Below are 22,168 nucleotides of genomic sequence, written 5' to 3'. Positions count from 1 at the left end.
TTTATACTCCGTATGGCCGGCGCAGATCGAGCGTCAGCGGAAATTCTGGCGACACGGTTTCCGCCATCAACGGATATTGCCCGGCCGTATGTCCCCATGGTTCGAAACGGGCAAGGCGGCGTGCCTCGGCCTCGTTGCCGTTGACGGGAAAGGTCTCGTAATTGCGACCGCCCGGATGAGCAACATGGTAGATGCATCCGCCGATCGATCGTCCCGACCATGTATCATAAATGTCAAAGGTCAAGGGCGAATTGACCGGCAGAACGGGATGCAGGCCGGAAGAGGGCTGCCAAGCCTTGAAGCGAACACCGGCGACCGCAACGCTTCGGTTTTCCGTCGGAGTTAGCGGAACGGCGCGACCGTTGCACGCCACGGTATAGCGCGCAGGGTTGGAGGTTTCGAGGCGGACCTGCATACGCTCGACGGAGCTGTCGACAAAACGCACGGTTCCGCCGATGGCACCCTGTTCGCCCATAACATGCCAGGGCTCCAGAGCCTGGCGCAATTCCAGCTTCGCGCCTTCGTATTCAACCTCACCGAAGAAGGGGAAACGGAATTCCTGCTGGGCTGTGAACCATTCCGGCTTCAGGTCGAAGCCATTTTCCCTCAGGTCTCCGAGCACGTCCATAAAGTCTGCCCAGATGTAGTGCGGCAGCATGAATCGGTCTGCGAGTGCCGTGCCCCAGCGCACGAATTTGCCGGCAGCGGGGTTTTTCCAGAAACGGGCGATGAGGGCGCGCACCAGCAATTGCTGGGCGAGCGACATGCGGGCATTCGGCGGCATTTCGAAGCCGCGGAACTCCACAAGGCCAAGGCGGCCGGTCGGCCCATCCGGAGAAAACAGCTTGTCGATGCAGATTTCGGCGCGGTGGGTGTTGCCCGTCACATCCGTCAGGAGGTTGCGGAACAGGCGGTCGACCAGCCATGGCAGCGGCGGCGCGCCCTGACCAGGGGTAGGCACCTGCGCCAGCGCGATCTCCAGTTCGTAAAGACTGTCGTGGCGGGCTTCGTCGATGCGGGGCGCCTGACTCGTCGGTCCGATGAACAGGCCGGAGAACAGGTAGGAAAGCGACGGGTGCCGCTGCCAGTGCAAGACAAGGCTTTTCAGAAGGTCGGGACGGCGCAGGAAAGGGCTGTCATTCGGGTTGGCCCCGCCCACGACCACATGGTTGCCGCCACCGGTGCCGGTGTGACGGCCATCGATCATGAACTTGTCAGCGCCCAGACGCGTCTGTCGCGCCTCTTCATAGACCGCCGTGGTGATGTCGACACAATCCTTCCAGCTTGCAGCGGGGTGGATGTTGACCTCGATGACGCCGGGATCGGGCGCGACACGGATGACATTGATACGCTCGTCATGCGGTGGAGCATAACCTTCGATATGGACGGGCAGCCCGAGCTCGGCCGCTGCCGCTTCTGCCGCTGCGACCAGTTCCAGATAATCCTCGATGCGTTCGACAGGCGGCATGAAGACGCAGAGCCGTCCATCGCGCGGTTCCACCGACATGGCTGTGCGCACCGCGCCGCCGATTTCACCAAGCGTCTGCTCTATGCGTTCCTGGCCGGATGCCTCATCCGCATGGAAAGACGCTTCCGGCATGGTGCGTCCGGAGGGCTGGAATTTCTCGGGAAGCGGCCCTCGTGGGATCGAAGGGTCAGCTTCATGGATATAAGGATAGGCGGATGGCGGCACATGGGGCAGGGTGCCAAGCGGCAGGCGGTAACCTACCGGGCTATCGCCCGGAACGAGGAAAATCTTGCCGCGCCGTGTTTTCCATTTCTCGCTGACCCAGCGTTTGTCTGTGGTGGGCTTGGCGTTCCACGCCTGCACCGGAAGAATATAACCCGTCGGTGTCGTCAGCCCGCGTTCGAACACGCGGGCAAGGCGATTGCGTTCTTCCGGGTCTTTCAGTTTCGAGTTGGACGGATCGACATTTTCGGGAAGACTACCTTCCTTGATGATCCATTCGGCCGGATCCTCATAGGCCGGAAGAACCAGATCCGGCTCCACACCGAGATGAGTGGCGATACCGCTCAGTAGCTTTTGCGCGTCGCCGGCCGCAACACCGGTATTTGCGCCTTCTTCGGCAATCAGCGCAGGGTTCTGCCAGATCGGCAGACCGTCCTTTCGCCAGTAGAGCGAAAAGGTCCAACGCGGCAGGCTTTCGCCCGGATACCATTTTCCCTGACCGTAGTGCAGGAACCCGCCGGGCGCGAAACGTTCGCGCAGGCGGCGGATCAACACGTCCGCTTTTTCGCGTTTCGTCGGTCCAACCGCGCCGGTGTTCCATTCCTCGGATTCGAAATCGTCGATGGAAACGAAGGTCGGCTCGCCGCCCATGGTCAGCCTGACGTCATGGGCGTTCAGAACCTGATCGACCTTTTCGCCGAGTGCATTGAGGCTCTCCCAACTCTCATCGGAGAAGGGTTTGGTGATGCGCGGGGTCTCGGCAACGCGCCGAACCTGCATGTCGAAAGCGAATTCCGTATTGGCCTCGCCGAAATAACCGCCGGAAATCGGCGCGGCATTGCGGAAATGCGGCGTTGCCGCAAGCGGAATATGGCTCTCGCCGGTTAAAAGCCCCGAAGTGGGGTCGAGACCGACCCAGCCGGCGCCCGGCATATAGACCTCGGCCCAGGCATGCAGATCGGTGAAATCGACCTCTGTCCCTGACGGGCCATCCAATGCCTTGAGATCCGGTGTCAGCTGGATGAGGTATCCCGACACGAAACGTGCGGCAAGGCCGAGATGTCTCAAGATCTGGACGAACAGCCAGCTGGTGTCGCGGCATGAACCCTTGCCGGAAGCCAGCGTTTCTTCCGGCGTCTGAACACCCGGCTCCATGCGGATGACGTAACCGATCTCCTGTTGCAGACGGGCATTGAGGCCGACGACCATATCCACCGTCGGCTGTCCGGGTGTGTGGTCCACGGTGGCCATGAAGGCGGAAAGCAGGGGGCCGGTCGGTTCCGGTTTCATGTAGATGGACAGATCTTCCCGCAGCTCCTGCGGATAATCGAACGGCCACTTGGTCGCCTCTTCCTCCACGAAGAAATCGAACGGATTGTAAACCGTCATATCGGCGACAAGATCAACCTCGATCTTAAATTCCGTCGCCGGCTCGGGAAAAACGAAACGGGCGAGATAATTGCCGTATGGGTCCTGTTGAAGGTTCACGAAATGGTTTGACGGCGAAACCTTAAGAGAATGGCTGATGACATGGGTTCTGGAGTGCGAGGCGGGCTTCAATCTTATGATTTGCGGTCCAAGGCGAACCGGATTGTCGTATTTATAATGCGTCAGATGATAGATGCTCGCTTTGATCGCCATTAATCTGCCTTGCCCGGTTTTCCGGTTTATGCGGTTTGTCCGCCCCTCTGAAATTATTTGGATTTTGTGCAATGCAGGAAAAGAAAGCAAGGATCATTTCCGGAGGCAACCGCATTGTTGGCCGAGGCGCCGATGTTTGCCGGCGCGAAGAATTGCCGCGGCTTTTTAATTGTCGCCCTGGGGATTTCTCCGCGGTTGTGGACAAGGTTGAACGGCGTGTTATTGCTGGGCATCGCAAGGTGCAGGATCGCAAACCGCTTTCTTTGCCGACTGACGTTTCGGAATGGAATGAATGGCAACAACGGTGACCGACGATCAGCGCAAGAGTGCGGCGAACCTTTCGGGCTTCGATCTCGATTTTCGTTCGCAACTGCGCATGATGGGCAATGCCTTCTGGACGTCGCCGGTTCGCAACCGGCTGATATTGCTGTCGATTGCCCTGCTTACGGTGATATTGCTCACCGCTTACGGGCAGATCAGGCTCAATGAATGGAACGCGCCGTTTTACAATGCGCTGGAGCGGCGCGATCTTGACGCTTTCCTCCACCAGCTCGAAGTCTTCGCGATCATTGCCGGGCTGTTGTTGCTTCTCAATGTCATTCAGACCTGGCTTAACCAGATGACGGCGCTGAACATGCGCGAGGGTCTGGCCAAGGATATGGTGGACCAGTGGCTGAAACCGGGGCGCGCCGCCCGCCTTGCCGGTTTCGGCACGATTGCGATCAATCCGGACCAGCGTTTGCACGACGATGTCCGCAACCTTGCGGAAAGCAGCACGGCGCTTTCCATCGGCCTTGTGAATGCGACGATTCTGCTCATCAGCTTCATCGGCGTTCTGTGGACACTGTCGGCAGGCTTTTCCATCACGATCAACGGCGATCCGGTCGCGATTCCCGGATACATGGTCTGGGCGGCGATCCTTTATGCGGGCTCGGCGTCCCTGCTCAGCAACCTTGTCGGCTATCGTCTGGTTGGCCTGAATGCTGAACGTTATTCAAAAGAGGCCGAACTACGCTTTTCCCTGATGCGGGCCAGCGAAAATCTGGCGGCAATTGCGCTTGCGCGTGGTGAAAAAAACGAGCGGCGGCGGATCGGCGTCGATATCGATGCCGTGCTCGGCGTAATCCGCGGGCTCGCTTTAGCAATGACGCATCTGACCTGGGTGTCGTCGGGCTACGGCTGGTTGGCGGTTGTGGCGCCCATTCTTATCGCAGCGCCGGTCTATTTTTCCGGCAACCTCACCTTCGGCGGGCTGATGATGGCCGTCGGCGCCTTCAACCAGGTCAATACCGCACTTCGCTGGTATATCGACAATTTCGGGCCGATTGCCAGCTGGAAGGCGACGTTGCAGCGTGTTTCGGTGTTCCGCAACGCTCTGATCCAGATGGATAGCGTTGAACAGCACGGCCTCGCAATCGATCTTCAACGAAGTGCCGACAACGAAAAAATCCGCCTTCGGTCGGTGACTATCTGCCGCGATGCGGGCGGACAGGATCTGGAGCGTGGTTTCCAGCTGCGTGAGGCCGAGGTTGAAATCGGGCGGGGTGATCGTCTGATGATCAATGGCGAACAGGGCGTGAACCGGCGACTGCTGTTTGCCGCCATGGCCGGCCTGTGGCCATGGGGGCAGGGCAGGATAGAAATGCCCGAACAGTCCGACACGCTTTTCATTGCCCAGCACGGCTATTTGCCGACAGGTACGCTGCGCGAAATTCTGGCCTATCCGCGCGCGCCCCAGCGGTTTGCGGAGGCAGACTATGTCGCGGCGCTGACCGCGTGTGGTCTCGGCGAAATGGCGCCCAGGCTTGATGAACACATTCGCTGGGACAAGAAGCTGGATTCGGATGAACAGGCCAGCATCAGGATCGCCAATGCCCTGTTGTTGAAGCCGAAATTCATCGTCATCGACGATTTGCTGGAAGGGCTGGAAAAACAGACACAGGATACGCTGGCGGAGGTTTTGAATGGGATCGACGGCGTAGCGATTATCTACATCGGCAGATCCGAGACATTTCTGTCGGTTCTTACCCCGGCTTTGGCCCATCTGGACCATGCCCCCATGAAGGAAAGTACCGTAAAGCCGGATATCGCTCCGAAATAAGCCGCCGGGCTATGCTGCTGTTGACCTCATCGTGCGGATCAAAGCCGCAAATGCCATTTTTCGAGGTCCAGCCGTTGTTGTTTGGCAAGGCTTATGGTGCCGTCCTGCTCCATCTGCGAGCGCAGAACAAAGGTGCCGGTCGCCAGGCTGATGGCGATGACGCTGGCAACCGCGAGAATGATACGGTCGTAGCGCTGCTGTATCGTATTGTTTCCACTCCAGTCATAGGCCATTGGCACGCCCTCGCGGTTTTTTGGAATCGTGCCGCATCATGGTTAACCGAAGCTTACGATGGCTTCGTGATTCCTTGCTGTTTTGGAAGGGCTGCCGCGAAAAATCGGCTATTGGCTGAGGGGGCGCGGTTGTTTAAATCCGGCGGCGGGAGGTTCTTGAAAGGAATTTGATATGGAACAGCAACCGCCCGCCGATATGGAACTCACGCTCAGAACGCTTGCCATGCCGGCTGACGCCAATCCGGCCGGCGATATTTTCGGCGGTTGGGTGATGTCGCAGATGGACCTTGCCGCCTTCGTCCGCGCCAATGATGTGGCAGGCGGGCGTACCGTCACAGTGGCGGTTCATGAAATCGTCTTCAAGAAACCGGTCAAGATCGGCGATACATTGTGTGTCTATACCAGGATCGAAAAGGTTGGGCGCACCTCCGTCACGCTCAAGATCGAGGCCTGGACCCGCAGGCACTATCAGGATTCCCGTGAAAAGGTTACGGAGGCCGTCTTCATCATGGTCGCGGTGGATGACAAAGGCGAGCCGCGCCCTGTGCGCAAAGAGGCGTGAGGCGCTTGCCTTCGAAGCACACTTCCGAGCGTTCGCAAGCAGCCGAAAGAGCATGAGGCTCTTCGGCTCCGCCAATTCGATCTCCGAACGCGCAATACTTTAGAAATATCCAATTTATTTATCAATTTTTGCGATCAAGGTATGGAATAGGGCGGGGATCAGGCTGTGACCATTCCAGGTGTTGTTATTGTTGGTGGCGCTCACGGCACGCTTGCCCTTGCCCGCAGCCTTGGCGCCCTTGATGTGCCTGTGCACTATATCACCCATGATTCACCGCTGCCGGGCTGGTCGCGTTTCGTGAAGAACACGATCCGCTGGTCCGGTCCTCATGATGCAGGGGCGATGGCGTTTTTACGCGATATGGCAGAGAAGCATCATCTGAAAGGGTGTCTTCTGGTGCCATCAGGGGATGGCGAGGTTCAGCTCGTTTCACAACATCGCGAAGAGCTTTCCACCTTTTACAAAATCGTCCTGCCTGATTGGTCTTCCCTTCAATGGTTGTGCGAGAAACCGCTGCTCTACAAACGCGCGGCGGAACTCGGTGTCAGCTTCCCCCGGACCTATGCAATGACCTCGTCCGATGACGCCGATGCGCTGGACGTGACATTTCCCGTTATCCTGAAGCCGAATATGGGCGGGGGCGACACCGCGATTTCCCGTGCGAAGGTTATCCGCGCCGATGACAGGCAGGCGCTGAAAGCTGCTTTTGCCGCTGCGAGCGGCGAGATCGGCGCGGGCAATGTCGTCGTACAGGAGCTCATTCCCGGCGGGGGAGAAAGCCAGTTTTCCTATGCGGCGCTCTGGCGCGATGGAGAGCCAGTTGCAGAATTCACCGCCCGACGCCTGCGTCAGTATCCCGTCGATTTTGGTTACACCAGCACCTGTGTCGAGGTTGTCGACAACCCTCAAGCGATCGATGCGGCAAGGAAAATATTGAAATCGGCCGGTCACAGCGGGTTGGTCGAGGTGGAGTTCAAGCGGGATGGCAGGGATGGATCGCTGAAACTTCTCGATGTCAATCCGCGCCCATGGTCGTGGTTCGGCCTGTGTTCAGCGGCCGGCATCGATCTTGGCGCGCTGCTGTGGCAGGTTGCCAACGACATGCCGACCGGCCAGACGCTTGATGTGCGGCAAGGTGTGTCGTGGTCCTATCTTGTCCGCGATGCCATTGCCGCATTGACGTTGAATCGGCGGGGACAGGCGGGAATCGGGGACTATGTCGCCTCTCTGCGCACAATCCGCAGCTGGGCGGCTTTTGCGGCGAACGATCCTTTGCCGGGCCTTATCGACCTGCCGCTCACGGTCTGGAGAGTCATCAAAAAACGGGTTCTGCCCGGTTTGAAGTTGCGGTAATTGGTAATGGTGTTTTTGCGGTCGGTAAAACGCTCTCTGAAATATGGGGTCATAAGGGCGGGGCTGGAGGTAGCTTCCCTGCCGGCGGTTCGTGCGGCTTTTCCGGCTCTTGCCGGGCGTGGCGTGATCTTCACGCTCCACCATGTTCGTCCGGACGAGGAAGCGTCAGCTTTTGCGCCGAATGCACACTTGTCGATCACGCCACAATTTCTGGAAGAGGCGATAGAGGCGGCGCTCGAATGTGGTCTCGTTCCCGTTCATCTGCACGATCTGCCGGGCCTGCTCGCCGATAATTCTGAGAAACGGTCGTTCTGCGCTTTCACGCTTGATGACGGCTATCGCAACAATGCCGAATATGCTGCACCGATTTTCCGAAAATATGCCGTTCCCTATACAATTTTCATCACGCCGGGTTTTGTGGAGCGGACGCGTAGCGTGTGGTGGGAAACCACTGCCGCGCTGACGCAAAAAGCCACGTCCTTTGAATTCGATTTCGGGACAGGGCCGGAGGAGATTAAATCCGCCAGCCTTCCACAAAAAGCGGAAGCCTTCGCGCGCCTGGAAAACTTCGTCCAGATATTCGCGGAGGACGAGGCGGTAGAGAGGATCGACCGTGTCGCGAGGCAACACGGTATCGATCCGATCGCGATCGTGGACAAACTCGTCATGGATGCGGCCGAACTCAAGGCGCTGTCGACCGATCCCCTGGTTCATCTCGGCGCGCATACCATGATGCATGTGAACATGCGCAAGATCGATGCGGCGCGTCTGGCTTACGAAATCGAGGAATCGACAAGACGGGTGGAGACCTATGTCGGCCGTCGGCCGAGGTCCTTTTCCTATCCCTATGGCTGGATAAAGGCCGTGGGAGAACGCGAGGCGAAAGCGGTGTTTGATGCGGGTTTTCCCGTAGCAGTTACCACGCAGGCCGGTGTTCTTGGGGCCCATAGCCTTGAAAAGCCGATGCTGTTGCCGCGCGTTTCGCTGAACGGCCGCTTTCAGAAAAAGCGCTTTGTCAAAGCGCTCATCTCAGGCCTGCCTTTCCGGTTCGTCTAGGGATAAACCTCTCCCTGCCATCTTTCGCCCATGACGACGACACGTGTCGGTGCGGCTAATCGAACCGTCGTGTTGTTTTTGTTATTCACATCCATTTATCTATTGATTATAAATAAATTTATCGAAGGAAAACATTACAACTTTTCTTAAGGTTTCGCCCGTGCTGTTGATTTTTTCCGATGACCTGACCGGTGCGCTTGATGCGGCCGCCCCCTTTGCCGGGCGTGGGCTTTCGACCGAAGTTGCGATCGGTCTTGACGGCTTCCGTGCAGCGGTGGCCGATGCGCCGGCCGTTCTCAGTGTCAATCTGGGTTGTCGGGATGGCAAGGCGGATGAAGCCCGCCGCCGCACGCAGGAACTGATGGCACTGGTTCCGGCCGATACAATTCTGTTCAAGAAGATCGATTCCCGCCTGAAAGGACATATCGCCGCGGAAATGGATGCGGTTTCCTATCGGCATGCGCTTGTAGCGCCAGCCATTCCGGATTTTGGACGCATCGTCGTAGATGGTTCCGTGTCCGGCTTTGGCGTTGACGGCACGATTTCGGTTCATGAAAGACTGGGCGGTCACGCCAGCCGCTGCGCAATCCCAGACACCCTATCGCATGCTGACATCAGGGAGGCTTTGCTTGCCGGGCGCGCAAACGGGGTTGATCTTCTGGTGGGCGCGCGAGGACTGGCCGAGGCGCTGGCCGAAATGATGACAGCGCAGGCGGTGCCCGAGGTGGCAGCTATTCCCGCGGGTAAGGGGCTTTTCGTCATAGGTTCGCGTGACCCGATCACCGTTGAACAAATTGAAATCCTTAAAGGCGCGGGGTTGGTATCGGTCATCGATGCACCCAATGGCGTTGTGCCCTTTCACGCGCATGCTCGTTCCAGCCTGACGCTCGTTTACGCGACGCAAGGGGCGGAAGATCTTTCCCCGCTCGATGTTTCAGACCGGCTGGCGTATGGCGTTGTGCCGCTTTTCACCACCGGGACCGACACGTTGCTTTTGTCAGGCGGCGCCACGGCCGAAGCGGTGCTGCGTGCCATGGGGGTATCGCGTCTGCGCCTTGCCGGCGAGTGCCTGCCCGGTCTTGGTGTCGGCTGGTCCGGCGACCAATGTATCATTGCGAAGTCAGGTGGTTTTGGGCAAGCTGACACGTTGAAACGGATTGCGAAAATGATGCTTGGCGAAAATGACGCTGGAGAAAGCTGACCAGATGGGGCTGATGAAAGAAACGGCGCGCAAGGCACTTCCGGACATTATTTTCGAGAGAATGCACCGGGCGATCAAATCCGGCGCCTACAAGCCGGATGAACGGCTTCCGACCGAACATGAACTCGCCATGGAATTCGAAGTGTCGCGACCGGTGGTCCGCGAGGCGCTTCGGCGGCTGCGCGAACAGGGGTTCATCTATTCGCGAAGGGGTTCCGGCAGCTATGTGCGGGCATTCGGCCTGCGCGAGCCGCTGGGCTTCGGCCAGCTCGAAAATGTCGCTGACCTGCTGAACTGTTATGAATTCAGGCTGACTCTGGAGCCGGCGGCGGCGGCGGCGGCGGCCTTGCGACATGATGGCGAGAGGCTCGTCGCAATCAAAAAGGCGCTCGAGCTGATGCGGGACGCCACCAATCGCCAGTCCCACCGTGAGGATGCCGATTACCAGTTCCACCTTGCCATCGCGCGGGCGGCACGGAATAGCTATTTCTCGACTGCGATGGAGGCTCTCAAGGACCACATTGCGGTGGGAATGAAGTTTCACGGCATGTCGGTGAAGCGCGAGGCATCCGGCCTCACCCGCGTGTTTGCCGAGCACGAGGCGATTGCGGTAGCGATTGCCGAAGGAGATGCCGATGCCGCACGGCGGCTGATGCACGACCATCTGACGGGATCACGTGACCGCCTCTTTGAGTCTTCGCATACGGATTGAGGGAGGTGACGGCGAGCCGGTGCGCGCGATAGCGCACCGGACTTTCGATTAGAAAGCGCGGCGGTAAATGCCGAGCACGTCTTCAAGGCTCATATTGACGGGATTGTTGTCCATCAGCCGGCGGATTGCGTGAGCGTCCTGCGCATAACGGGGAAGGTCGGTTTCGCTCGCCCCGTGCCGCGCGAGGGACATTTCAATGCCGAGGCCGGCGCAGAAATCTGTCGCTGCCTTGCGAAGATCATCGGATGAAAGATGCTCGCTAAGCCCGAGCGCCCCGGCCACTTCCGCCGTCTTTGCCGAAACCGCGGGCTGGTTGAAAGCCAGAACATGCGGGAAGACGATAGCGTTTGCCAGCCCGTGCGGCAGGTTGAGAAGCGTGCCGAGCGGATAGGCGATGGCGTGACCCGCCGCCGTATTGACCGGGCCAAGGCAGATGCCGCCATAATAGGAGGCGAGCATCATTCCTTCGCGGGCTTCGGTATCCGCGCCGTCGCGAACGGCGCGCGCCAGATATTTGCCCACCAGCGAAAAGCCCATGCGGGCAAAACCGTCGATCATCGGATGCGCCTTGCGATTGGTGAAAGCCTCCACGCAATGCGCCATGGCATCCACCCCCGTCGCCGCTGTCACGGCTGATGGCACGGAATAGGTGAGTTCCGGATCGAGCACCGCGAAATCGGCAATCAGATGAGGGCTTTCGACCGCGACCTTGCTGCCCTTGACGGGATCGGTGATGAGCGAGCGAATACCGGCTTCCGAGCCGGTTCCGGCGGTGGTGGCAATCTGGACGAGCCTGGTGTCGCGCCCTGCGACCCTGTTCGGTCCTGCCACATCCTCAAGCGTCTGGCTGGAATTCCAGAGCGCGGCGACGAGTTTCGCCACATCCATCACCGAGCCACCGCCGAGGCCGATGACGAGATCGGGTTTGGCGGCGCGCGCTGCGGCCAGTGCTGCATCGAGCGTCCCTGTGTCCGGTTCGCCGGGAATGGCGTCGAAGACAGTGAAATTACCCTTCAATTGCAGCCGGTCGGCAAATTTCGCTGTCAGCGGCGTGGCGATCACCAGGGTCGAAGCGGTTTTGCCGGCCCAGGCGCCGACCTGTGAAATGGTGCCGGCGCCAACGACAAGCCTGCGCGGCTGATGGATGAGAATGGAGGCTGTGGACATGGTGTTCATCCTCTTGCGCCCTTGCCCGCCACGAGCTTGCGCGCATAGGCGATGGCCTCATTCATGTTGCCGTGATTGGCGATGCCTTTGCCGGCGATGTCGAAGGCCGTTCCATGATCGACCGAAGTGCGATCAATCGGCAGATCGACCGAGACATTGACGGCGGTATCGAAGGCGACGAGCTTGATCGGGATATGGCCCTGATCGTGATATTGCGCGACGACCAGATCGAAAGACCCCGAATAGGCGCGGTGGAACACGGTATCGGCGGAGATCGGCCCGTGTACCTCGATGCCTTCAGCGCGCGCGGCGGCAACCGCTGGCGCAATCTGGTCGTCATCCTCGGTGCCAAACAGACCGTTTTCGCCGCAATGCGGATTGATACCGGCAACCGCGATGCGCGGCCGCTCGTAACCGATGCGCTTTAAATGAGCATTGCCAGCGCGGATGGTCGCCAGCACCCGCTCCGTCGTTGCCCGTCGAATGGCTTCCTGCAGGGACACATGGGTCGAGACGTGAATGACCTTCAGCCGCTCGGAGGCAAGCAACATATAGGCGGCTGAAGAACCGGTCAGGCTGCGCAGCATGCCGGTGTGGCCGTCATAATGGTGGCCCGCAAGATTGAGGGCTTCCTTGTTGATCGGAGCAGTGACGATACAGCCAATTGCGCCTGCTTCGGCATCCCGCACCGCCTTTTCGATGAAACGGAAAGCGGCGTCTCCGGCAACCGGCGACAGCGTGCCCCATGGCAGCGGTGCGCCCTCCACCGGCAGATCCACCACATTCCGAGTAAGATCGATGTCGATGCCAAGCGCACCCCGCGCCGCTTCCAGCGTGGCAAGGTTGCCGTAAATCCGCGTTGCTTCTCGATCCAGGGCGGACATTTCCGCGAGCGCGCGGACGGTGATTTCCGGGCCGACGCCGCAGGGGTCACCCATGGTGATACCAATGATGTTGCTCATCCGATTCTCCCGTCCTTGGCGTCTGCCCAGCCGGGCGCCAGCCGGACATATTTGATTGCGCGGCGATGATAGGTGTAGCTTGCGTGCAGGGTACCGTCCGCTGCCTCCAGAAGCCATGGATAGGACATTTCCAGATTGCGGCCGTCCGTCGAATCGTTGGACAGGCAGGTACCCGGCCCGTCCTCGATCAAAACCCGGGTAGGAAAGCTGCGCCCGTCGTCATCGGACAGGCAGATCGAAACCGGCGCGCGCGGCACGCCCCATATGGGCACACATCCACCACTCGGATCGGCATCCGGTCTGTCGTCTTCCTCGCCCAGTTCGTCATAAAGCGAGGCGCGGCGGTCGCTGGATTGCGCGGCGTTGATGGGGTTGCAGATCATCGCCAGCCTGCCGTCAGCGAGCCTGATCGCGGCGATGGAGGAATTGTTGTTCGGCACGTCCGTCGGTTGCGGCTCTGCCCACGAGCGGCCGCCATCTGTGCTTTCCGTGCGATAAACGAAATCGGCCTGACGGCGGCGAAAAAAAGCCGAGTAGCGCCCATTCGCGCTCGCAACCGGGCTCATATGAACGCAGCCGGTCGAGCCCGCCAGCTCCTGCAATTGCCATGTGGCGCCATTGTCTTTCGATATGCCGAGCGCCGCGGTATCGTGGCTGCCGTTCCATTTCTGGCCGGGGCGCTGGACGCAGCGGAAGATCGGCAGCAACCAGGCGCCGTCATCGCGGATGCGAAGCGGCGCACGGATGAAGCAGCCTTTCGGAAGATCGAGAAAACGGCCATCTTCGGCGGACAGCTTTTCCGGCGTTGCCGGGTCGTGGACGACCCGCGCCATGCGGATGCGGCATTCGTCCTGATTGCCGGATGGCTGGGCGGTGTGAAACAGCCAGAGAGTGCCATCAGGTGCGGTGAAAATAACCGGGTTCTGTTCGGAATGGGCGGAATCGTTGCTCAGGCGCTGCGGCGCTCCCCACCGGCTCGCGCCGGGTGTGAGCGCGGACGCGAAGATCGAAATATCCGATTTTCCCTCCAGCGTTCCGCCAAACCAGGCGCACAGCAGGGTACCGTCCTGCAGAAGGTGCAGGAAGCTCGCATGGTTCTGGATCATCGGCGATGGCAGGAACGCTTCGTGCCGGTTTTCCGAAACGGCATGGATGGCTCCGGTCATGGCGTGAGCGATGTCATCAGGGGTCATCGTGGTCTCCTCTTGGTCTGATGAAAATGACATATTCAAAAAGTTGTCAAGTTTATTTAAGACAAAAGGAGGGTCTGGAATTTTTGATAATTTAAAATAAATATATGTTTTATAACGATAAAAGTTCTATACTAGGTCTCAATAAAAAATCCTTCTGAAAAATAATTTGACAAAAAATGTGATAGCGTCGATGCTTTGATAACGGGTGGAGGAGACGATCATCCGCACGCCATGCTCCTCAATGCAGGAGACGGGGCTTTTGAATGCCTCTTGCGGCACGCCGCCATGTTGCTGAATTTCTGATCTGGGAGGAGAACGGAATGAAGAAGTCATTGATTGCGGGCGCCCTTGTTATGGGTTGCCTTAGCGCCGCGGTTTCGCCGGCGCTTGCGGCGTCGGGGCCGATCAAGATCGTGCTGGCGGAAGAGGCTGACCTGCTGGAGCCTTGCATGGCGACCCGCTCCAATATTGGCCGTATCATCATGGAAAATGTCAGCGAGACGCTGACCGAGCTTGATGTGCGCGGCAAGAACGGCGTGCAGCCGCGCCTCGCTGAAAAATGGGAGCAGAACGCGGATGGCAGCTGGCGTTTCCACCTGCGTGAAGGTGTGAAGTTTTCCGACGGCACGGGTTTCGATGCCAAGGATGTCAAGCATAGCTTCGAACGCATCATGAGCGACAAGAATGCCTGCGAATCCCGTCGTTACTTCGGCGGTATGACCGTCACCCCCACGATTGTCGACGACCATACGATCGACTTCAAGACAGAGCCGGCCCAGCCCATTCTGCCGCTCCTGATGTCGCTCGTCACCATCGTGCCCGAAGAAACCAAGATGGAATTTATCCGCGAGCCTGTTGGCACCGGACCTTACAAGCTGACCAACTGGACACCGGGCCAGCAGATTGTTTTGACTGCACGTGACGACTATTGGGGCGCCAAGCCGCAGGTGACGGAAGCGACCTATCTTTTCCGTGCTGACCCCTCGGTTCGCGCCGCCATGGTGCAGACCGGCGAAGCCGATCTTTCACCCTCCATTTCGCAGCTCGACGCGACAAACCCGAAGACCGACTTTTCCTATCTCGACAGCGAGACGGTCTACATGCGCCTCGACCACAACATCGCGCCGCTGAATGACGTGCGGGTGCGCCGTGCACTCAACCTCGCCATCGACCGGCAGGCTTTCCTCGGCACGCTGGTTCCCGAAGGTGCTGTGCTAGCCACCGCACTCGTTCCGCCGACCACGCTCGGCTGGAACCCTGATGTCAAGGTTTTCCCCTACGACCCTGATGGCGCGAAGAAGTTGCTGGAGGAGGCAAAAGCTGCTGGTGTGAAGGTGGATACACCGATCACCATCATCGCGCGCACTGCGAACTTCCCTAATGTCACCGAGATCATGGAGGCGATCCAGCAGCAATTGCAGGAAGTCGGCTTCAAGATCGACCTCAAATTCGTGGAAGTAGCCGAGCACGAAAGCTATTATTCCAAGCCCTTCAAGGAAGGCCGCGGACCGCAGATCGTCGCTGCCATGCACGACAATTCCAAGGGTGATCCGTCCTTCACCATGTTCTTCAAATATGCCACCAAGGGCACGCAATCCGGCTTCTCGGACCCCAAGGTGGATGACTTGATCGAACGAGCATCTGCAGCTGTCGGCGATGAACGCGCCAAGCTCTGGTCCGAGCTCATCGCCTACCTGCATGACGATGTCGTGGCGGATGTACTGCTGTTCCACATGGTCGGCTTCTCCCGCGTCTCCGAACGGCTGGACTTCAAGCCCACCATCGCCACCAATTCGATGCTGCAGCTTTCGGAAATCGGCATCAAGTAAGCCGGTATCTCATCTGACAAAGAGCGGCGGCGGAGCTTTAGCTTCGCCGTCGTGCTGAACACCGGAGGTAACCATGCTGAGCTTCATCCGAAAACGTTCCGTTGCGAGCCTGATCTCCCTGATTGGCCTCATCGTAATGGTTTTCTTCCTCTCCCGCCTGACGGGCGACCCGGCCGCGCTGTTTTTGCCGGTGGAGGCTTCGGAGGAATTGAAGCAGCAGTTTCGTGCGCTGCATGGGCTGAACGATCCGCTGATGGTGCAGTTCCTGCGCTACGCAGGCGACGTGATGACGGGGGATCTGGGTGAATCGCTCAGAAAGGCCCGCCCTGCGCTGGATGTGGTGCTGGAGGCTTTCGTCTGGACGCTGTGGCTTGCGGTCATCACCATGTCGCTCGTCACCACCGCAGCAATCGTCGTCGGTTCGCTTGCCGCTTTCCGCTCCGGTGGCTTCTTCGACCGCATGGCCTCCACCATTTCGCTCATCGGCGCTTCAGTGCCGGATTTCTGGCTGGCGATCGTGGCGATCGTGGTGTTTTCCGTCAATCTCGCCTGGCTGCCCACCTCCGGCACCGGCTCGGTGCTGCACTGGATATTGCCGATCTCGGTTCTGTTCGTGCGCCCCTTCGGCATCATCGTTCAGGTGGTGCGCGGCTCGATGATTGGTGCGTTGTCCTCTGCCTATGTCAAAACGGCGCGCGCCAAGGGTGTGAAATCGGGTCCGATCATCTTCATCCACGCCTTGCGAAACGCCATGCTGCCGGTCATCACCGTCATCGGCGATCAGGCGGCAAGCCTTCTCAACGGCGCAGTCATCGTCGAAACCATCTTTGGTTTCCCTGGCGTTGGCAAGTTGATGATCGATTCCATTCTTCAGCGCGATTTCAACGTCGTGCTGGCAGCAATTCTTGTGACCGCGCTTGCGATCTTTCTGATGAATCTTCTGATCGATATCGCCTATGCGCTGCTCGATCCGCGTATCCGGCACTGAGGAGACGTTCAGCTATGAGCCTTTCAAACGCCGATACAGAGATCATTGATGAGCCATCCTTTGCAACGCGCATGCTGCGCATGTTGTGGGCGGATAAATTCGCCCTCTGCGCTGCGATCTTCCTTATCGTCGTCATCATTCTCGCCTTTGTCGGCCCGGCGTGGCTTGGCGAGCTGGCGACGAAGCAGAACCTGCGTGGACGCAACCTTGCCCCGTTCGAATGGCAACGCGAATGGTATTTCTGGCTGGGGGCGGATGCGCTCGGTCGCCCGCTGCTGGCACGCATCGTCGCCGCCACGCAAAATACGCTGATGATCGCCGCCGGTGCCGTTTTCCTTTCCGCCGTCACCGGCACCGTGCTTGGCCTGATCGCCGGTTTTTCCTCCAACCGTGTCGGCCAGATCATCATGAGGCTGGCGGACGTGATCATGTCGTTTCCGTCACTGTTGATCGCGGTCATCGTGCTTTATCTGCTCGGCTCCTCCATCCTCAACCTGATGCTGGTTCTGGCGATAACCCGCATCCCCGTTTACATCCGCACCACAAGGGCCGAGGTGCTGGAGGTGCGTGAACGCATGTTCGTACAGGCGGCGCGCGTGATGGGCGCATCGGGCAAACGTATCCTGTTCCGCCATATTCTACCCGTGGTGCTGCCGACGCTGACAACGCTTGCGACGCTCGATTTCGCCTATGTGATGCTGGCGGAAAGCGCGCTGTCTTTCCTTGGAATCGGCATTCAACCGCCGGAAATCACCTGGGGCCTGATGATCTCGCAGGGGCGGCAGTACCTTACCAATGCCTGGTGGCTGTCCTTCTGGCCGGGCCTTGCCATCATCCTCACCACTCTGTCGCTCAACCTGCTGTCAAACTGGCTGCGCATTGCGCTCGATCCCGTGCAGCGCTGGCGGCTGGAAATGAAAGGCCGCAAACATGGCTGACCATCTTCTCGATGTGCGCAACCTTTCCGTGGAGTTTCACACCGCAGGCGGTGTCGTGCATGCGGTGAAGGATGTTTCCTACCATATCGACCGTGGTGAAACGCTTGCGATCCTCGGTGAAAGCGGCTCGGGCAAATCGGTATCGTCCTCGGCCATTATGAACCTCATCGACATGCCGCCCGGACGTATCAGCGGCGGCCAGATATTTCTTGATGGCAAAGACCTTCTGACAATGCCGGCTGAGGCCCGCCGCGAAATCAATGGGCGGCGCATCGCTATGATCTTTCAGGACCCGCTCAGCCATCTCAATCCGGTCTATACCGTCGGCTGGCAGATCCGCGAGGCGATGACCACCCATGGCATGGACAGGGCGAAAGCCGAAGCGGAGGCGAGGCGGCTTGTCGCGCGCGTTGGAATTCCTGATCCGGACGGAGCCTTGAAGAAATATCCGCATGAATTTTCCGGCGGCCAGCGCCAGCGTGTGATGATCGCCATGGCGCTTGCGCTCCGGCCCGATCTCCTGATCGCCGACGAGCCGACCACAGCACTCGATGTGACGGTTCAGGCTGAAGTTCTTGCCCTGCTCAAGGAATTGCAGCGGGAAACCGGCATGGCCGTTCTCATCATCACCCATGATCTTGGCGTCGTCGCCGAAATCGCCGACCGGGTGGTCGTGATGGAAAAGGGCGTGCTGGTGGAGGCAGGCACGGTTCGAGAGGTCTATCGCAACCCAAAGCATCCCTATACCCGCAAGCTCATCAGCGCCGCCCCCGGCAGGGGCGAAATGCACGAGCCGAATGCGACCGGCGAACCGCTCCTCCGTGTGCGCGACGTGCGCAAACGTTATGGGGCATTCGAGGCACTGAAGGGCGTTTCCTTCGACCTTATGGCGGGCGAAACCATAGCTGTCGTCGGCGAAAGCGGTTCCGGCAAATCGACACTCGCGCGCATTCTGCTCCGGCTCGACGAGCCGGATGCCGGCAGCGCCGAGTGGAAGGGGCGTGATCTCTTCAAGCTTTCGCCTGCCGAACTCTTTGCCCTCAGGCGTGATCTACAGATGGTGTTTCAGGATCCAACTCAGTCGCTGAACCCCCGCATGACTGTGTTCCAGCTGGTTTCCGAAGCTTGGGTGATCCATCCGGACATATTACCCAAAGCGAAATGGCGCGAACGGGTCGCGGAATTGCTGCATCAGGTCGGCCTCTCGCCGGAACATATGCGCCGTTATCCGCATCAGTTTTCCGGTGGCCAGCGGCAGCGGATCGCGATTGCCCGCGCGCTGGCGCTGGAGCCGAAGCTCATCATCTGCGATGAAGCGGTCTCGGCGCTCGACGTGTCTGTCCAGGCGCAGGTTGTTGCACTTCTTGACAAGCTGCGCCGTGAAATCGGCCTCTCCTTCATCTTCATCGCGCATGACCTGCCGGTGGTCCGCGATTTTGCCGATCACGTCATGGTCATGCAGCGGGGAGAGGTTGTGGAATTCGGGACTGTCCGGCAGGTTTTCGAAGCGCCGCGCGAGGCCTATACGCGCGCGCTTCTTTCCGCCAGCCTCGATCCCGACCCGGATATGCAGTCTCTGCGTCCGGCCGATGCCGATCACACTATTGGAAATCCAAGCGGAGTTCTTTCATGACCAAACAAGCCTTCGTCGCGCTCGTGACCTGTTTCAACGAGGACGAAACCATCAATTACGAAGCGACCCGTGCGCAGGTGCGCCGTCAGGTGGCGGCCGGCAACAACATCATGTGCGCCGGGACTAACGGCGATTTCACCGCACTGACGCATGAAGAAAAAATCCGGCTGACGGAAGAGGTGGTGGACGAAGTTGCGGGCCGTGCGAAGGTCATCGTCAATGCCGGCATGCCCGCCACTTTCGAAACCCTGCAACTCGCCAAAGCCTTCGACCGCATCGGCGTCGATGGTATTGCCGTCATCACACCCTTCTTCATCGCCTGCACCCAGGACGGGCTGATCCGCCATTTCTCGACTGTGGCCGAGGCCGTTGAAACACCGGTCTATCTCTACGATATTCCCGCCCGAACCCAGAACCACATAGAGCCGGAAACCGCCCGCAAACTAGCCGCCCATGGCAATATTGCCGGCATTAAGGATTCGGGCGGTGCGCAGCAGACGCTGGAAGCCTATCTACAGGTAGCAAAGGAGATGCCCGGTTTCGAAGTTTATTCCGGCCCGGATCATCTCGTTCTCTGGTCTTTGCAGAACGGCGCCGCCGGTTGCATCTCCGGCCTCGGCAACGCGCTTCCGGACGTGCTTGCCGGCATTCTCAATGCTTTCAACGCCGGCGATATCGCCGAGGCCGAACGCCAGCAGGCGATCTATACGGATTTTCGCACCGATCTCTATGCGCTCGGTTTTGCACCCGCCATGGTCAAGCGCTCGCTTTACCTTCAGGACCCATCCGTCGGCGCCAGCCGGCAACCCGCCCTTCTGCCGGATCAGGAACAGGATGACCGGATCGTGGAAATCTTACGTCGTTATCAACAGCTGTAACGCCACCGCTCGAATGTGCCGTGCAGGAGTGACGCCGTGTGGCGTCACCTGAAAAATATCCACAAAACGGCGAGAAGCCGAACCCTTTATCCAGCCTTGTCCGTGACGAATAATTTGTGACACAAACACGAAATTTCCCTTGTCAGCTCTGCCATTGATGTTTATGAGGAGCGCGCAACGCAAGCGTTCGCGCATGCGGAGAGGTGGCAGAGTGGTCGAATGCACCGCACTCGAAATGCGGCATACCTGCAAGGGTATCGTGGGTTCGAATCCCACCCTCTCCGCCATAATTTACGCTGAGCTGTAAGATTTTCCGAGATAGCCTGATTTCATTCGTTGGTCGCTTTGATGCTGTAGTCTGCTAGCGAAGCCGATGCCGCTTTGCGCCAGCGGAGGCAGACTGGTTGGGATAGCCGTTGGCTTCCATTTCGTTGCGTCCCACCCGCGATCTTCAGCACCTGTTGGAATCCCACATGGCGACGATCCCTAAAAATTGGGATGCCGGTAAGTGCTCGTTCATATCCGCCATTGCCTCTTACGGCAGAGGCGCTATCATAATTGTGTTGTAGGACGATAAGCTTTGGGAGGAGCGATACGTGAGACGGATGTGGCCAGACGAATTTGCCTTTCTGCTGGACGGCGCGGAAGAGGTTGACCTGCATATTCCATCGGGGGCACACGACGACAGTTCGCCCGAAGAAACGATATCCAAGAAGGCTTTGAAAGCCCGCATCAGCCAGCAGGATTTTGAGAAGATTTGGCATCTTGCAGAGGCTCGCTATCGGCTGACCGGCAGGTTTTCGGGCAAGGCGATTACTCTGATCGCCAACAATCCTCACTACCAGAAATGGCACCCCTCCGACGGCGGCAGCGTCGAGAGCGTGTCCGATAGCGGTCAGAAATACACGACGCGCTATGTGATCGTGCATTTTCTCGTTGATGATGTTCGCGAGCTTGTTGAAGCCTGAACTCCGCAGGAACGGCTCTTGCCATTGACTGTTCGAGTGGCCTCGAAAGCCATATGTTGTGGCCTTTCGAAATCCAGCGGTGCCGGGTAATTCTTGGCACCGCTTGGCGGAGTCTTAGGCGTGAGCTTCAATATCTGCGTAAGACTACGATGGACAGCGCGTGTCCGTATTCCACTGAAATGCCTCTATACTGGTGCCGTCTTTGATCTCTCCGATGGCAAGGTGACGTACTGACCTTCCGCAGGCTTTACCGCTGCGGCGATATAAAAATTTCCTCCGAATTAAAATAGTTTTCCTTTAAAGAAGGAAAAACACGTTATGCCGGAGGATCCCATGGCAAAGGACAGCACAAAGACCGAGCCTGCGCTTTTGTCGCAGGACCCGCATGCGGTTCGCGAGCCGAGGGTCAATAATCTCGAAATGGCGATCGGCCATGAGGTGCGTGCCTATCGCAAGAAGCTGGGCATCACGGTCACCGATCTCGCATCGGCCACCGGTGTATCGGTGGGAATGCTCTCAAAGATCGAAAACGGTAATATTTCCCCGTCCCTCACCACGCTGCAGACGCTTTCAAAGGCGCTCGGCGTGCCGATCACGGCGTTCTTCCGTGGTTTCGAGGAGCCGCGCAGCGCCACCTTCGTCAAGGCGGGCCAAGGGGTGAACATCGAGCGTAGAGGCACCCGCGCCGGCCATCAGTACAGCCTGCTTGGCCATATCGACAACAACACCAGCGGCGTCACCGTCGAGCCCTATCTCATCACGCTGACGACGGACTCGGATGTATTTCCGACCTTCCAGCATGAGGGCATGGAGTTCCTCTACATGCTGGAGGGAGAGGTGGTTTATCGCCACGGCGAGCAGCTTTTCACCATGCAGGCCGGTGACAGCCTGTTTTTTGATGCTGATGCGCCGCACGGTCCGGAGGAGCTGATAAAGCTTCCCGCTCGCTATCTGTCGATCATTTCCTATCCGCAAAGACGGCTGACAAATGATTGAAAAGTTGCCTTAGAAGAAAAAAATATTCCTGATAGTTGACGAGATGGAATTCCATATGCTAGCTCTT

19 protein-coding genes and 1 tRNA gene are annotated in these 22,168 nt (G+C 58.7%); 15 read left to right on the top strand and 5 right to left on the bottom strand.

Annotation, left to right across the window (positions count from 1 at the left end; translation table 11 throughout):
• Nucleotide 1: 1 nt before the first annotated feature.
• Nucleotides 2-3,331: a DUF2126 domain-containing protein gene (locus CRP02_RS07690; protein ID WP_097170711.1), complete on the bottom strand. Its 3,330-nt coding sequence runs from the start codon at nt 3,329-3,331 to the stop codon at nt 2-4.
• Nucleotides 3,332-3,402: 71 nt separating this feature from the next.
• Here CRP02_RS07690 and CRP02_RS27505 point away from each other — a divergent pair, with 71 nt between their 5' ends.
• Nucleotides 3,403-3,639, top strand: a complete 237-nt coding sequence (locus tag CRP02_RS27505; RefSeq protein ID WP_154963646.1) for a hypothetical protein — start codon at nt 3,403-3,405, stop codon at nt 3,637-3,639.
• A complete protein-coding gene (locus tag CRP02_RS07680; protein ID WP_097170710.1) occupies nt 3,624-5,432 on the top strand; it encodes an ABC transporter ATP-binding protein/permease in 1,809 nt (602 codons plus the stop codon). Before CRP02_RS27505 ends, CRP02_RS07680 begins: the two co-directional genes overlap by 16 nt.
• 38 nt (nt 5,433-5,470) lie before the next feature.
• On the opposite strand, the gene CRP02_RS07675 is transcribed toward CRP02_RS07680, so the two are convergent.
• Nucleotides 5,471-5,665 (bottom strand): hypothetical protein, encoded by a 195-nt coding sequence (locus CRP02_RS07675; RefSeq protein WP_097170709.1) that lies wholly within the window; start codon nt 5,663-5,665, stop codon nt 5,471-5,473.
• Between the two features lie 172 nt (nt 5,666-5,837).
• Here CRP02_RS07675 and CRP02_RS07670 point away from each other — a divergent pair, with 172 nt between their 5' ends.
• The 5 genes from CRP02_RS07670 to CRP02_RS07650 all read left to right on the top strand — a co-directional run bounded on the left by CRP02_RS07670 (nt 5,838) and on the right by CRP02_RS07650 (nt 10,549).
• On the top strand, nt 5,838-6,227 hold the full coding sequence (locus CRP02_RS07670; RefSeq protein WP_003511527.1) for an acyl-CoA thioesterase: 390 nt from the start codon (nt 5,838-5,840) through the stop codon (nt 6,225-6,227).
• Nucleotides 6,228-6,392: 165 nt separating this feature from the next.
• Entirely contained in the window at nt 6,393-7,580 is a 1,188-nt protein-coding gene (locus CRP02_RS27910; protein ID WP_097170708.1) for an ATP-grasp domain-containing protein, read from the top strand.
• A 6-nt stretch (nt 7,581-7,586) separates the two neighbouring features.
• Entirely contained in the window at nt 7,587-8,636 is a 1,050-nt protein-coding gene (locus tag CRP02_RS27905; protein ID WP_097170707.1) for a polysaccharide deacetylase family protein, read from the top strand.
• A gap of 160 nt (nt 8,637-8,796) precedes the next feature.
• Nucleotides 8,797-9,837 (top strand): four-carbon acid sugar kinase family protein, encoded by a 1,041-nt coding sequence (locus CRP02_RS07655; RefSeq protein WP_097170706.1) that lies wholly within the window; start codon nt 8,797-8,799, stop codon nt 9,835-9,837.
• A gap of 4 nt (nt 9,838-9,841) precedes the next feature.
• Nucleotides 9,842-10,549: a FadR/GntR family transcriptional regulator gene (locus tag CRP02_RS07650; protein ID WP_097100432.1), complete on the top strand. Its 708-nt coding sequence runs from the start codon at nt 9,842-9,844 to the stop codon at nt 10,547-10,549.
• 48 nt (nt 10,550-10,597) lie between these two features.
• Here CRP02_RS07650 and CRP02_RS07645 read toward each other — a convergent pair whose 3' ends face one another.
• The 3 genes from CRP02_RS07645 to CRP02_RS07635 are packed head-to-tail and all read right to left on the bottom strand — an operon-like array spanning nt 10,598 to nt 13,871.
• The gene (locus CRP02_RS07645; protein WP_097170705.1) at nt 10,598-11,725 is read right to left on the bottom strand and encodes an iron-containing alcohol dehydrogenase; all 1,128 of its coding nucleotides are present in this window, start codon (nt 11,723-11,725) and stop codon (nt 10,598-10,600) included.
• Nucleotides 11,722-12,678 carry a 4-hydroxythreonine-4-phosphate dehydrogenase PdxA gene (pdxA, locus tag CRP02_RS07640; RefSeq protein WP_097099860.1) on the bottom strand — a complete coding sequence of 319 codons (957 nt, stop codon included), beginning with the start codon at nt 12,676-12,678 and terminating at the stop codon, nt 11,722-11,724. Before pdxA ends, CRP02_RS07645 begins: the two co-directional genes overlap by 4 nt.
• Entirely contained in the window at nt 12,675-13,871 is a 1,197-nt protein-coding gene (locus CRP02_RS07635; RefSeq protein WP_097170704.1) for a sialidase family protein, read from the bottom strand. Before CRP02_RS07635 ends, pdxA begins: the two co-directional genes overlap by 4 nt.
• A gap of 320 nt (nt 13,872-14,191) precedes the next feature.
• On the opposite strand from CRP02_RS07635, the gene CRP02_RS07630 reads away from it, so the two are divergent.
• The 8 genes from CRP02_RS07630 to CRP02_RS07595 all read left to right on the top strand — a co-directional run bounded on the left by CRP02_RS07630 (nt 14,192) and on the right by CRP02_RS07595 (nt 22,101).
• The gene (locus CRP02_RS07630; protein ID WP_026330723.1) at nt 14,192-15,700 is read left to right on the top strand and encodes an ABC transporter substrate-binding protein; all 1,509 of its coding nucleotides are present in this window, start codon (nt 14,192-14,194) and stop codon (nt 15,698-15,700) included.
• A 73-nt stretch (nt 15,701-15,773) separates the two neighbouring features.
• Nucleotides 15,774-16,688, top strand: a complete 915-nt coding sequence (locus CRP02_RS07625; protein WP_003511517.1) for an ABC transporter permease — start codon at nt 15,774-15,776, stop codon at nt 16,686-16,688.
• A gap of 14 nt (nt 16,689-16,702) precedes the next feature.
• Nucleotides 16,703-17,626, top strand: a complete 924-nt coding sequence (locus CRP02_RS07620) for an ABC transporter permease (RefSeq protein ID WP_003511516.1) — start codon at nt 16,703-16,705, stop codon at nt 17,624-17,626.
• A complete protein-coding gene (locus tag CRP02_RS07615) occupies nt 17,619-19,259 on the top strand; it encodes an ABC transporter ATP-binding protein (protein WP_097099862.1) in 1,641 nt (546 codons plus the stop codon). Before CRP02_RS07620 ends, CRP02_RS07615 begins: the two co-directional genes overlap by 8 nt.
• Nucleotides 19,256-20,137, top strand: a complete 882-nt coding sequence (locus CRP02_RS07610; RefSeq protein WP_097170703.1) for a dihydrodipicolinate synthase family protein — start codon at nt 19,256-19,258, stop codon at nt 20,135-20,137. The genes CRP02_RS07615 and CRP02_RS07610 overlap by 4 nt, the downstream gene beginning before the upstream one ends.
• 197 nt (nt 20,138-20,334) lie before the next feature.
• Nucleotides 20,335-20,424, top strand: a tRNA-Ser gene (locus CRP02_RS07605).
• Between the two features lie 318 nt (nt 20,425-20,742).
• Nucleotides 20,743-21,105 carry a hypothetical protein gene (locus CRP02_RS07600; RefSeq protein ID WP_003511512.1) on the top strand — a complete coding sequence of 121 codons (363 nt, stop codon included), beginning with the start codon at nt 20,743-20,745 and terminating at the stop codon, nt 21,103-21,105.
• Between the two features lie 318 nt (nt 21,106-21,423).
• A complete protein-coding gene (locus CRP02_RS07595) occupies nt 21,424-22,101 on the top strand; it encodes a helix-turn-helix domain-containing protein (protein ID WP_179783960.1) in 678 nt (225 codons plus the stop codon).
• The last annotated feature ends 67 nt before the right edge of the window (nt 22,102-22,168 follow it).

It is taken from the genome of Rhizobium sp. AN5 (assembly GCF_900215255.1).
Lineage (GTDB): Bacteria > Pseudomonadota > Alphaproteobacteria > Rhizobiales > Rhizobiaceae > Agrobacterium > Agrobacterium tumefaciens.
This window is presented reverse-complemented; position numbering and strand designations above follow the sequence as displayed.

Excerpts from the sequence above, each read along its gene's own strand:
- CRP02_RS07600 (WP_003511512.1), top strand. The coding sequence starts at position 20,743 with ATGTGGCCAGACGAATTTGCCTTTCTGCTGGACGGCGCGGAAGAGGTT.
- CRP02_RS27905 (WP_097170707.1), top strand. The coding sequence starts at position 7,587 with ATGGTGTTTTTGCGGTCGGTAAAACGCTCTCTGAAATATGGGGTCATA.
- CRP02_RS07650 (WP_097100432.1), top strand. The coding sequence starts at position 9,842 with ATGGGGCTGATGAAAGAAACGGCGCGCAAGGCACTTCCGGACATTATT.
- CRP02_RS07620 (WP_003511516.1), top strand. The coding sequence starts at position 16,703 with ATGAGCCTTTCAAACGCCGATACAGAGATCATTGATGAGCCATCCTTT.
- CRP02_RS07680 (WP_097170710.1), top strand. The coding sequence starts at position 3,624 with ATGGCAACAACGGTGACCGACGATCAGCGCAAGAGTGCGGCGAACCTT.
- CRP02_RS27505 (WP_154963646.1), top strand. The coding sequence starts at position 3,403 with ATGCAGGAAAAGAAAGCAAGGATCATTTCCGGAGGCAACCGCATTGTT.
- CRP02_RS07670 (WP_003511527.1), top strand. The coding sequence starts at position 5,838 with ATGGAACAGCAACCGCCCGCCGATATGGAACTCACGCTCAGAACGCTT.
- CRP02_RS07610 (WP_097170703.1), top strand. The coding sequence starts at position 19,256 with ATGACCAAACAAGCCTTCGTCGCGCTCGTGACCTGTTTCAACGAGGAC.
- CRP02_RS07630 (WP_026330723.1), top strand. The coding sequence starts at position 14,192 with ATGAAGAAGTCATTGATTGCGGGCGCCCTTGTTATGGGTTGCCTTAGC.
- CRP02_RS07645 (WP_097170705.1), bottom strand. The coding sequence starts at position 11,725 with ATGAACACCATGTCCACAGCCTCCATTCTCATCCATCAGCCGCGCAGG.
- CRP02_RS07675 (WP_097170709.1), bottom strand. The coding sequence starts at position 5,665 with ATGGCCTATGACTGGAGTGGAAACAATACGATACAGCAGCGCTACGAC.
- CRP02_RS07690 (WP_097170711.1), bottom strand. The coding sequence starts at position 3,331 with ATGGCGATCAAAGCGAGCATCTATCATCTGACGCATTATAAATACGAC.
- CRP02_RS07595 (WP_179783960.1), top strand. The coding sequence starts at position 21,424 with ATGCCGGAGGATCCCATGGCAAAGGACAGCACAAAGACCGAGCCTGCG.
- CRP02_RS07615 (WP_097099862.1), top strand. The coding sequence starts at position 17,619 with ATGGCTGACCATCTTCTCGATGTGCGCAACCTTTCCGTGGAGTTTCAC.
- CRP02_RS07635 (WP_097170704.1), bottom strand. The coding sequence starts at position 13,871 with ATGACCCCTGATGACATCGCTCACGCCATGACCGGAGCCATCCATGCC.
- pdxA (WP_097099860.1), bottom strand. The coding sequence starts at position 12,678 with ATGAGCAACATCATTGGTATCACCATGGGTGACCCCTGCGGCGTCGGC.
- CRP02_RS07625 (WP_003511517.1), top strand. The coding sequence starts at position 15,774 with ATGCTGAGCTTCATCCGAAAACGTTCCGTTGCGAGCCTGATCTCCCTG.